The organism is Pseudomonas sp. 300, from assembly GCF_055803035.1.
In genome coordinates, this window is record NZ_JAVLRV010000003.1 from 282,248 (window position 1) to 285,439 (window position 3,192).

Below are 3,192 nucleotides of genomic sequence, written 5' to 3' on the forward strand. Positions count from 1 at the left end.
AGGCCGTAACATTCAACATCCACGTTGACTGTCAGACCGCTATCGCGGGCAAGCCCGCTCCCACAGGTTTTTGTATTACCGTTCAGGACTGCTTTTCGAACTTCAAATCCCACACGCCATGCCCAAGACGTTCGCCACGGCGTTCGAACTTGGTGATCGGCCGTTCAGCCGGGCGCGGCACGCACTTGCCGTCTTCGGCCAGGTTGCGATAACCCGGCGCCACGTTCATCACTTCCAGCATGTACTCGGCGTACGGTTCCCAGTCGGTGGCCATGTGCAGAATACCGCCGACCTTCAACTTGCTGCGCACCAGTTCAGCGAACGACGCCTGAACGATACGGCGCTTGTGGTGACGGCTCTTGTGCCACGGGTCCGGGAAAAACAGCATCAGGCGATCGAGGCTGTTGTCGGCGATGCAACGGTTGAGCACTTCGATTGCGTCGCAATCGTAGACCCGCAGGTTGGTCAGGCCCTGAGTCAGCACGCCATTGAGCAGCGCGCCGACACCCGGCCGGTGCACTTCCACGCCAATGAAATCCTGTTCCGGCGAGGCAGCGGCCATTTCCAGCAACGAATGGCCCATGCCGAAACCGATTTCCAGCGAGCGCGGTGCCGAGCGACCGAACACCTGGTCGAAGTCCACCGGTGCATCAGCCAATGGCAGCACAAACAGCGGCGTGCCCTGGTCCAGGCCGCGTTGCTGGCCTTCGGTCATGCGCCCGGCGCGCATCACGAAACTCTTGATGCGGCGGTGTTGGCGCTCGTCGCCTTCTTCCGTCTGGATTGGCGTGTCGTTTGATTCAGTCATCAATGGCTCTTACTTGATCAGACCATCCAGCGGCGAAGAGGCGCTGGCATAGAGTTTTTTCGGCATGCGGCCGGCGAGGTAGGCCAGGCGGCCTGCAACGATGGCGTGTTTCATGGCTTCAGCCATCATGATCGGCTGCTGGGCATGGGCGATGGCCGAGTTCATCAGCACCGCTTCGCAACCCAGTTCCATGGCAATGGTGGCGTCGGAAGCGGTGCCGACACCGGCATCAACCAGTACCGGGATCTTGGCTTCTTCGAGGATGATCTGCAGGTTGTACGGGTTGCAGATCCCCAGGCCCGTGCCGATCAGACCGGCCAGCGGCATGACCGCGATAACGCCGATTTCCGCCAGTTGACGGGCGATGATCGGGTCATCGCTGGTGTACACCATCACGTCGAAACCTTCCTTGACCAGCACTTCGGCGGCCTTGAGGGTTTCGATGACGTTGGGGAACAGGGTTTTCTGGTCCGCCAGCACTTCCAGCTTCACCAGGTTGTGGCCGCCGAGCAGTTCACGGGCCAGGCGACAAGTGCGCACAGCTTCGGTAGCGTCGAAGCAACCGGCGGTGTTAGGCAGGAAGGTGTAGCGATCCGGCGACAGGACTTCGAGCAGGTTCGGTTCGCCCGGGTTCTGGCCGAGGTTGGTGCGGCGCACGGCGAAGGTGACGATCTCGGCACCCGAGGCCTCGATGGCCAGGCGGGTTTCTTCCATGTCGCGGTACTTGCCGGTGCCTACCAGCAAACGCGACTGGTAAGTACGACCGGCCAGGACGAAAGGCTTGTCGCTACGAACGATGCTCATGGGAAATCCTCTGTAGGGGTGAGGTTCTTGCAGAATTCTGTGCCCTTGCGGGCCGGGCGACTAGCCGCCGCCGATGGCGTGAACCACTTCGACGCTATCGCCGTTGTTCAACGTGGTGTCCGCATGCTGGCTGCGCGGGACGATATCCAGATTGAGTTCAACCGCCACCCGGCGTCCGGTCAGTTCCAGACGGGTCAGCAGGGCCGCAACGGTTTCACCGTCGGGCAGTTCAAGGGATTCGCCGTTCAACTGAATGCGCATGCCGAATGCCGCCATCATTTTTAGGGGCTGGCATTCTAGCCCGATCAGTCTTGGCGACCCAAGCCATTCGTCATGAAATGGACCGCCCGGTCAGCTCAACCGCCAGGCGGCAAGGCCCAGGCAGAGCCAGCCGACCAGGAATGCCAGGCCGCCGAAGGGTGTGATGATCCCAAGCTTGCTGACGCCAGTCAGGGTCAACAGGTACAGGCTGCCGGAAAACAGCACAATACCGATGGCAAACGAAGCGCCGGCCCAGGTGATCAAGCGCCCCTGAACCTGCGTGGCCAGCAGCGCAATACCCAACAGGGCCAGGGTGTGCACCAGTTGGTAAGTGACACCGGTGTGGAAGATTGCCAAGTATTCAGGCGTCAGACGGTTTTTCAGGCCATGGGCGGCGAATGCACCAAGGGCAACGCCGGTGAAGCCGAAGAAAGCGGCCAGCATCAGAAAGCCACGCAGCATGAAGAACTCCAGTCAGACTCGATCAACAGGGTCTGTATAATGGCCCGCTCAACGGGTTCGGCCAAGCCATCTCTATGCTGCGTTTATTTTTACGACGATTTACAAAAGCCGTGCTCTGGTTCGCGGGTGGCAGCGTATTGCTGGTGCTGATTTTTCGCGTGGTACCACCACCGGGCACGGCGCTGATGGTCGAGCGCAAGATCGAATCCTGGTTCGATGGCGAACCCATTGATCTGCAACGCACCTGGAAACCCTGGGATGAAATATCCGACGACCTGAAGGTGGCGGTAATTGCCGGTGAGGATCAGAAATTCCCGGAGCATTGGGGTTTTGACATTGGTGCGATCCGCGCCGCACTGGCGCACAACGACCTGGGTGGTTCGGTTCGCGGTGCCAGTACTTTGAGCCAGCAAGTGTCGAAAAACCTGTTTTTGTGGTCTGGCCGTAGCTGGCTGCGCAAAGGCCTGGAAGCCTGGTTTACCGGGCTGATCGAAGTGTTCTGGCCCAAGCAGCGGATTCTTGAGGTGTACCTGAACAGCGTCGAGTGGGATGACGGGGTGTTTGGCGCGGAAGCGGCGGCTCGGCATCACTTTGGTGTTGGCGCCAAGTCGTTGTCCCGGCAACAGGCGAGTTTGCTGGCTGCGGTGCTGCCTAATCCAAGGGTCTGGAGTGCGAGTCATCCGACCAACTATGTTGCACGACGGGCTGGCTGGATCCGGCAGCAGATGAGTCAGTTGGGGGGCGACAGCTATCTGCTGGGCCTCAACGATTCGCGCCGGGCGCCTTGGTCTCAATAACACTGCAAATCTCCTGTGGGAGCGAGCCTGCTCGCGATAGCGGTAGATTATTCAACATCT

General features: G+C 60.0%; 5 protein-coding genes. 1 reads left to right on the plus strand and 4 read right to left on the minus strand.

Going from position 1 to position 3,192, the window contains the following annotated elements; all coding sequences use genetic code 11:
* Window positions 1–82 precede the first annotated feature (82 nt).
* From trmB to Q7W83_RS26675, 4 genes are all read right to left on the minus strand, one after another.
* Complete coding sequence (gene trmB, locus Q7W83_RS26660; RefSeq protein ID WP_150653965.1) at window positions 83–808, minus strand: tRNA (guanosine(46)-N7)-methyltransferase TrmB; 726 nt, start codon at window positions 806–808, stop codon at window positions 83–85.
* 9 nt (window positions 809–817) lie between these two features.
* Complete coding sequence (locus Q7W83_RS26665; RefSeq protein WP_008068101.1) at window positions 818–1,612, minus strand: thiazole synthase; 795 nt, start codon at window positions 1,610–1,612, stop codon at window positions 818–820.
* 60 nt (window positions 1,613–1,672) lie between these two features.
* On the minus strand, window positions 1,673–1,873 hold the full coding sequence (gene thiS / locus Q7W83_RS26670; RefSeq protein ID WP_191630134.1) for a sulfur carrier protein ThiS: 201 nt from the start codon (window positions 1,871–1,873) through the stop codon (window positions 1,673–1,675).
* A gap of 90 nt (window positions 1,874–1,963) precedes the next feature.
* Entirely contained in the window at window positions 1,964–2,335 is a 372-nt protein-coding gene (locus Q7W83_RS26675; protein ID WP_458376947.1) for a DUF423 domain-containing protein, read from the minus strand.
* A gap of 74 nt (window positions 2,336–2,409) precedes the next feature.
* Between Q7W83_RS26675 and mtgA the strand changes: the two genes are divergently transcribed.
* Complete coding sequence (gene mtgA, locus Q7W83_RS26680) at window positions 2,410–3,132, plus strand: monofunctional biosynthetic peptidoglycan transglycosylase (protein ID WP_150632766.1); 723 nt, start codon at window positions 2,410–2,412, stop codon at window positions 3,130–3,132.
* The last annotated feature ends 60 nt before the right edge of the window (window positions 3,133–3,192 follow it).

Bases quoted from the DNA above. Each gene is read 5' to 3' on its own strand.
- trmB (WP_150653965.1), bottom strand. From the start codon at position 808: ATGACTGAATCAAACGACACGCCAATCCAGACGGAAGAAGGCGACGAG.
- Q7W83_RS26665 (WP_008068101.1), bottom strand. From the start codon at position 1,612: ATGAGCATCGTTCGTAGCGACAAGCCTTTCGTCCTGGCCGGTCGTACT.
- thiS (WP_191630134.1), bottom strand. From the start codon at position 1,873: ATGCGCATTCAGTTGAACGGCGAATCCCTTGAACTGCCCGACGGTGAA.
- Q7W83_RS26675 (WP_458376947.1), bottom strand. From the start codon at position 2,335: ATGCTGCGTGGCTTTCTGATGCTGGCCGCTTTCTTCGGCTTCACCGGC.
- mtgA (WP_150632766.1), top strand. From the start codon at position 2,410: ATGCTGCGTTTATTTTTACGACGATTTACAAAAGCCGTGCTCTGGTTC.